2 protein-coding genes are annotated in these 3,029 nt (G+C 60.3%); both read right to left on the bottom strand.

From position 1 onward, the window contains the following. Nucleotides 1-248: 248 nt before the first annotated feature. On the bottom strand, nucleotides 249-1,736 hold the full coding sequence (locus I2D41_RS02840; RefSeq protein ID WP_408583389.1) for a YfcC family protein: 1,488 nt from the start codon (nucleotides 1,734-1,736) through the stop codon (nucleotides 249-251). 138 nt (nucleotides 1,737-1,874) lie between these two features. Then, on the bottom strand, nucleotides 1,875-2,870 hold the full coding sequence (gene argF / locus I2D41_RS02835; RefSeq protein ID WP_006234279.1) for an ornithine carbamoyltransferase: 996 nt from the start codon (nucleotides 2,868-2,870) through the stop codon (nucleotides 1,875-1,877). Nucleotides 2,871-3,029: the final 159 nt, after the last annotated feature.

Genomic DNA, 3,029 nt, shown 5'->3' with positions numbered 1-3,029 from the left:
AGGCAAGGCATAGACCTTCTGGTCATGCCTTGCCTTTTGAATGACAAATTGTCGTCCTGGGCGGCGCGCAGCGTCGACTGGTTGCGCGGTTCGTAGAACCGCGCAACATAAGTGCGCCCCCTCCCGCGCACGGAACGGGAGGGGGCTAAAGGTAGGAGTCTACCGGTGGGTTGACCCCACCGGACAGACGATGACCAGGTGATCCTCTACAGGATCGTCAAGGTTTCCGTGGGGTACCCGTTGGGTACTTAGAGCAGCACGCAGGCGACGGTCAGGATGACGGCGCAGACGACGGAGAGCGCGACGATGAGCTTAAGGGCAAACTTGAGCCAGGTCGTCCACTCGATCTTGGCCAGGGCGAGACCGCCCATGATGGCGCCGGAGGTCGGGGTGAACAGGTTCACGACACCGATGGCGGCGGAGAAGATCATGACCATGACCTCGGGCGAGAAGCCAAGCTTAACAGCCAGCGGTCCCATGATGGGCATGGAGACGGTGGCCATACCGGAGGTCGAGGGGATCAGGAAGGACAGGCCGAAGTAGACCAGGAAGCTCATGGGAGCGAAGATCACGCCGGACAGGCCAGCCAGGGCATTGGCGGCAGCGTCGAGGACGAAGACGTCGAGGCCGGTGTTAGCCATGAGGACGGAGATACCACGGGCGAGGGCGATAACGAGAACAACGGACATCATGTCGGCAGCGCCGGTGATGAAGGTGTTGACGATCTGCTTCTCGGACAGGCCACCGATGATACCGATCAGGACGGCCATGAGGAAGAACCAGGTGGAAGCCTCGTCGAAGTACCACTGGCCAATGGGCAGGCCGGTGATCAGGGCAGACCAGCCCTGGACGACGGCGTTACCATCGGCGTCGTAGACAGCGCCAGCGTCGAAGAAGTTGGCGACGCCCTCGTTGAGATCGGCTAGCGGAATGAAGCCGACGATCATGACGACGAAGGTGAAGGCGAAGGCGATCAGAACACCCTTCTGACGACCGGTGAGCTTGACCTCCTTGTGGACCTCGGAAGCAGCCTTGCCGTGAGCCTCTTCGGCGTCCTTGAGCTCCTGCATCGACAGGATGGTGGAACCCTTGTCAGCCTTGACCTTCTTGGCATAGTTCATCACGAAAACGATGGACATAGCGGTAGTGACAATCCACAGGACGGCACCGAGGCCGATGATGATGGACTGGTTGACCTCAATGCCAACGCCGGTCAGAGCGTCAACGGCAGCGCCGACGGCGAACGGGTTAACCGTGGAGCCCAGGCAGCCGCAGCCAGCGCCGAGCAGGACGGTAGCGGCACCGACCATGGGGTCGAAGCCAGCAGCCATCATGGTAGCGGCGAGCAGGGCGTAGAAGGGAACGGTCTCCTCGCACATACCATAGGTGGTACCACCGAGGGAGAAGATGAGCATCAGCACGGGAATGAGCATAATCTCGTTGCCCTTAAGCTTCTGCACCAGAACGGCGATGCCGTTGTCCAGAGCGCCGGTCTCGGTCATCATGCCGAGGAAGCCGCCCAGGATCATAACGAAGAGGCAGACGGGCAGAGCGTCAGCGAAGCCCTTAATCGGGGCGGTGCAGAAATCGCTCAGACGGGCGGCAGTAACCGCGCCGCCGGACGTGCCGGAGACGATAACGGTAATCACTGCGACAATTGCCAGCAGAGCAAGAAGAATGGTGAACGATGAAGGCATACCGCGCTTTTTCTTAGCGGTCTCAGTCATAGTTCTCATCCCCCCTTCATAAATCATTTACTGATCTCGCCAGAAGCGGCTCTTCCGTGCCGTGCCTGCCGCTTGATGCGAGATTATTACCAGATAAAACCGCTCGGGGTGTGCAGCAATACACCCCGAGCGAGATGCTAGATGCTCTTACTTGAGCGTGGCGTACATGACAGCCTTGATGGTGTGCATGCGGTTCTCGGCCTCGTCGAAGACCTTGGAAGCGGGGCTCTCGAAGACCTCGTCGGTGACCTCCTGCTCGGTGATGCCGAACTGTTCGCACTTCTCGGCGCCAATGGTGGTGTTGGTGTCGTGGAAGCTGGGCAGGCAGTGCAGGAAGATGGCACCCGGGTTGGCCATAGCCATGACCTCGGAGGTGACACGATACGGGGTGAGCTGAGCGATGCGCTCGGCCCAGACCTCGTCGGGCTCGCCCATGGAGACCCACACGTCGGTGTAGATAACGTCGGCACCGGTGACGCCGTCCTTGACGTCGGTGGTCAGCTTGATGGTGCAGCCGTTAGCCTCGGCGATGGGCTTGCAGGCCTCGATGACGTCGTCAGCGGGCATGCACTCCTCGGGGCCGCAGGCCACGAAGTTCATGCCGAGCTTGGAGCAGACGACCATGAGGGAGCGAGCGACATTGTTCTTGCAGTCGCCCATGAAGACGAGGGTCTTGCCCTTGATGTCGTAGTTGAAGTTCTCCTGGACGGTCAGGATGTCGGCGAGCATCTGGGTGGGGTGCCACTCGGTGGTCAGGCCGTTCCACACGGGCACGCCGGACTTAGCAGCGAGCTCCTCGACGTCGTCCTGGGCAAAGCCACGGAACTCGATGCCGTCATACATGCGGCCGAGAACGCGGGCAGTGTCCTCGATGGACTCCTTCTTGCCCATCTGCGACGAACCCGGATCGAGGTAGGTGACGCCCATGCCCAGATCCATGCCGCCGACCTCGAAGGCGCAGCGGGTACGAGTAGAGGTCTTCTGGAAGAGCAGAACGATGTTCTTGCCCTCGAGATAGCGGTGCGGAACGCCAGCGCGCTTCATATCCTTGAAGTTCTTGGAGAGCTTGAGCAGGTACTCGATCTCCTCGGTGGTGAGGTCGAGAAGCTTGAGGAAGCTACGGCCGGAAAGGTTAACACCCATGGTTTGATTCCTTTCGAAGAAATGAATTACGTAAGTATTAGTGGTGCCCGTTTAACGGGCGAAGCCGGTGCGGTTGTAGGGGGACCGCACCGGAAACGGAAAGACTTAGAGGTCCTCGCGCCAGAAGGGCATGCTCATGCAGCGCGGGCCGCCGCGGCC

It is taken from the genome of Collinsella aerofaciens (assembly GCF_015552075.1).
Taxonomy (GTDB): Bacteria; Actinomycetota; Coriobacteriia; order Coriobacteriales; family Coriobacteriaceae; genus Collinsella; species Collinsella aerofaciens_Y.
Note: the sequence above shows the minus strand (reverse complement) of the source record. Positions and strands in the feature narration are given on the sequence as shown.